Annotated in this window: 2 protein-coding genes; one reads left to right on the top strand and one right to left on the bottom strand. The window is 72.6% G+C overall.

Going from position 1 to position 4,274, the window contains the following annotated elements; genetic code table 11:
* Positions 1-1,038 (top strand): [protein-PII] uridylyltransferase family protein (locus SSOG_RS32485; protein WP_039939228.1); only part of this gene is annotated, 1,038 nt, incomplete at its 5' end.
* On the opposite strand, the gene SSOG_RS32480 is transcribed toward SSOG_RS32485, so the two are convergent.
* On the bottom strand, positions 1,026-4,274 hold a 3,249-nt coding region (locus SSOG_RS32480), incomplete at its 5' end, for a WD40 repeat domain-containing protein (protein ID WP_039939227.1). The two genes, SSOG_RS32485 and SSOG_RS32480, sit on opposite strands and share 13 nt — an antisense overlap.

Below are 4,274 nucleotides of genomic sequence, written 5' to 3'. Positions count from 1 at the left end.
CCCCACGTACCGGGCCGCCCCGCCGCCCCCGCGGCACCGGCCGAGGAGGAGCCGACGGACCCGGCGGCGCTGGCCGACATGGTCGGCGACGCCGTCTCCGACCTCAACGCGGCGACCATCGCGGGCGCGCTGCGCGCCGCGGTCCGCGACACCTGGGGCGATGAGCTGCCCACCCGCTTCGCCGTGATCGGACTGGGCCGGTTCGGCGGCCATGAGCTGAGCTACGGCTCGGACGCGGACGTGCTCTTCGTCCACGAGCCCCGCGAGGGCGCCGACGAACAGGAGGCCTCGCGGGCCGCGTTCGCCGTGGCCAACGAGATGCGGCGGCTGCTCCAGCTGCCCACCGCCGATCCGCCGCTGCTCATCGACGCCGATCTGCGCCCGGAGGGCAAGTCCGGCCCCCTGGTGCGCACCCTCGCCTCGTACGCCGCGTACTACCGGCGCTGGTCGCTGGTCTGGGAGAGCCAGGCGCTGCTGCGCGCCGAACCGGTCGCGGGCGACCCGGACCTCGGCGCCCGCTTCATCGAGCTGATCGACCCGCTGCGGTATCCGGCGGAGGGGCTGGGCGACGACGCCATCCGCGAGATCCGCCGCCTCAAGGCCCGGATGGAGTCCGAGCGGCTGCCCCGCGGCGCCGACCCCACCACCCACGCCAAGCTGGGTCGCGGCGGTCTCAGCGATGTGGAGTGGACGGTCCAGCTGCTCCAGATGCGCCACGGCTGGGCGGAGCCGGGGCTGCGCACCACCCGCACCCGCCGGGCCCTGGCCGCGGCGCACGCGGCCGACCTCATCAGCACCGAGGACGCCCAGACCCTGGACGAAGCGTGGGTGCTGGCCACCCGCGTCCGCAACGGCGTGATGCTGGTCCGCGGCCGCCCGGGCGACACCTTCCCCAGCGACTCCCGCGAACTGGCCGCGGTGGGCCGCTACTTGGGCTACGGCCCGGGGCACGTGGGCGAGATGCTCGACGACTACCGCCGCACGACGCGGCGGGCGCGGGCGGTGGTGGAGCGGCTGTTCTACGACTACGAGGACTGACGCGCCCCGCGCACGCCGGAGCAGGGCGCGTCGCGCGGGGCGCCGGGCGGCAGCAGCTTGCGCTCGGCGGCGGTGAAGTCGCGGCCGACGGTGGCGCAGAGGCGGCGGAAGGCGTGGTTCGGGTCGAGGTCGGTGGCCTGGAACCAGTCGTCGCCCATGGTGAGGATGCGGCCGTCGCCGACGGTCGCGGTGAGCATCTCGCTGAGGTAGGGAATTTCGGCGACCGAACCACCGGTGTCGACGTCCCAGACGGTGAAACGGGGCACGAACGCGGACATATCTTGAGTGACCAGCCGGTCGCGTGTGGCGAAGCCGACCAGGTCGTCGTCGGCACCGATCGGCAGGGTTTTGTCCAGCGCGGTGCCCTGGTCGACGTTCCACACCCGCGCGAAGTTGTCGGAGTTCTCCGTCGCCATGCGCTCCCCGTCGCGGGTGAAGTCGATGCTCGGGTTGGTGCGCTCAACATCGTTCCGCCCCTCGACGGGGCCCACCGAGAGGGTCTTGAGGCGCTTGCGTGCGTGCAGGTCCCACAGCTGAACTTTCCCGTCCTTGAGTCCGTCCCGCGTGACCACCGCTATCTGGCCGGGGTGGCCGGGCCGGGCGCGGAGCTGTCCGTAGGACGCGAAGGCGTTGGAGGCGGTCTGGGGCGTCATGCGCCCCACGTTCACCGGCCGGGTCAGCGGTTTGCCGGTGGCCGTGTCGATCCGTACGAGCGTGCCGTCCACGGTGAGAACGGCGACCTCGCTTCCGCGCAGCGGCTCCACGGCCTCTACCTTCTCGGCCGCTCCGCCGGGCAGGATCGCCGCCAGATCCAGCACGATGCCCCGCCTGGGATCGTCCGTGGAGACCACGTGGAAACGGCGCGGCCCCTGACTCCAGAGGATGAGCCGTCGTGAGTCCGCCGTCCACAACGGATACCAGCCGTCCGGCAGTCCGGACGCCGAGGGCGGGGTCACCGCCTTGCCCTCTGTGGGCAGGACCTCCAGACGCTTTCCGGAGACCCTGGCCACACGCTTGCCGTCCGGGGAGGGCTCCATGCGCACGGTGGTCGCCCTGGTACCGCGGTCGAGCCGGGGCAGCGCCACCGGCACCGCCCTGGCGGTGATGAGCGCGTCCCCCGCGGCGACGAAGACGGTCAGCGTCCCATCGGCACGCGCCATGGCGCCCACGCCGTGGTACTCGATCGCGTTGACGGAGGAGGACAGCGGCACTCTGGTCCCGTACGTCTTGCCGGTGCGCAGCGCGGTCAGCGTCAGCTGGGCGTAGTGCCCGTCGTCGGAGGACTCCGGCGAGAGGGTGTACTCCGCGGTGACGTCCGGGTTTGTGCTGGTGTCGTCGGGCGTGTTCGCCACGTGCCTGGCCGTACGGTCGGCCTTCAGCACCCGTGAGACGAGCTTCTCGTCCGTCAAGAGGAGTTCGCCACCTCCCCTGATGACCGCGGAGTCGACGCCGGACACGGTCCGCACCAGGCGGCCTGTGCGCAGGTCGCGGAGTTCCGCCCGAGCGGGGACACCTTCGTGGGGGTCGCTGGTGAGCACCACCGTTCTCGGATCGGCGGTGAAAGCGACGTCCGAGACATACTGGTCAGGTTTCACGTCCGGTCCGGTGGACAGGCGGCGGCCGGTCCGGGCGTCCCACGCGGAGAATCCAGGACGGCGTTCGTCCTGTGACGTCAGCATTCTGAGCAACCGCCGGCTGTCGCTGCTGTAGTCCAGAAAGATGCCGTTGACCTTGAGACCGGACTCGTCGTCCGTGCGCAGGACGCGCGGTCCGGTGCGCTTGTGCAGGTCCCAGACGCGGACGTCCCCGTCCGCCGTGCCGATGGCGTAGCTCCGGCCGTCCGGGCTGATGGCACCGCGGACATCGGGGTCCGGGACGCCCGGCAGCCGCCACGGGCGGGGGCGTCCCTCCAACAGGCCGGTGACCACCGTCACGACGGCGCGCTTGCTCCGCTCCGGGACCGAGTCGATGACCACCGTACGGGCGTCCGGGGTGGCGGTCATGCGGGAGAAGCGGCCCGGCCAGATGGCGGGATAACTGCCGGTGAGCCGCTGGCCCCGGACGTACTGGCGCAGCAGGGCCGCCGACGCCTGCGGTGTGCCATCGGTGCGCCACGCGGCGAGGGCCAGTTGCAGGGAGGTGGCGGGCTGGCTGCCGACACGGCGGTTGGCGGCCTCGGCGAGCAGGCCGGACGCCTCGGTGCGCCGCTGCTGTTCGATCCGCTGCTGGCCGCTCCAGGCGACGAACGACAGCGTGGCCGCCACCAGGACCAGCGCGGTGAGCCCGGCGGTCACGATGCGCCAGCGCCGTCTGCCGCGTCGCTCGTGGCGGCGGCTCGCCTCGATGTAGTGGCGTTCTGCCGGGGTGATGTCCTCGGGCTGCCGGACCAGGCGATCCACGGCCGCCGCCAGGGTGCCGCCGCGCAGCAGGTCGCCCGGTTGGTTCCCCTGCTCCCGCCAGCGCCGCAGATCGCCACGGAGCTGTTCCTGCCACGCCCGGAACTCCTTGGAGTCCACGAGCCAGCGCTGGAGTCGCGGCCAGAGTCTCGTCAGCGCCTCATGGGCCAGGTCGACGATCTCCTCGCCGTCGGGCGCCCGGCCGTGCACCACCAGTTTGGTGGGGCCGAGGCGCCGCGCGAGGGCGCGCAGGTCGGGTTCGAGGTCGGCCGTACGGGCGGGCAGACGCGAGAAGCGCCCGCTGCCGTCGGGGCGGGTGAGCTGGGCGAACAGCCGCCGGGCGGTGGGTTCCTCGGCCTCGGTGACATGGTCGCGGAAGACGTCTTCGGCGTAGCCGACCAGCGCTCCGGGTACGCCGCCCAGGTCGTCGTAGGCGGCGTGGGTGAGCATCGACCGGCTGCGCCGTTCCCACAGTTGGGTCAGGGCGAACTCGACCAGGGGCATCCGTCCGGGCTCTTCCGCGGCGTCGGCGGCTATCCGCTCGGGCAGGCCCGGCTCGAACCACAGGCCGGGGACGGCGTCGACCGGGGCGGTGATCGCGCGGAGCAAGTTATCCGAGGACAGCGGGGCGAGGAAGCGGGTGGCGTCGCTGAGCACATCCGCCGTACGCGGGGTCACCAGGGTGTCGAGGGTTTCGGACCGGGCGGTGACGACGATGCGCAGGGCGCGTTCCGCGGGTGGCCCGGCCTCGCTGCCGAGGGCGATCAGGAGGTCGAACAGCTCGCGGGCGGCGGCGGGTTCGGAGGTGGCGTACTCCTCGAACTGGTCGACGAAGAGCAC

Origin of the sequence: Streptomyces himastatinicus ATCC 53653 (assembly GCF_000158915.1) — a bacterium.
Lineage (GTDB): Bacteria > Actinomycetota > Actinomycetes > Streptomycetales > Streptomycetaceae > Streptomyces > Streptomyces himastatinicus.
Note: the sequence above shows the minus strand (reverse complement) of the source record. Positions and strands in the feature narration are given on the sequence as shown.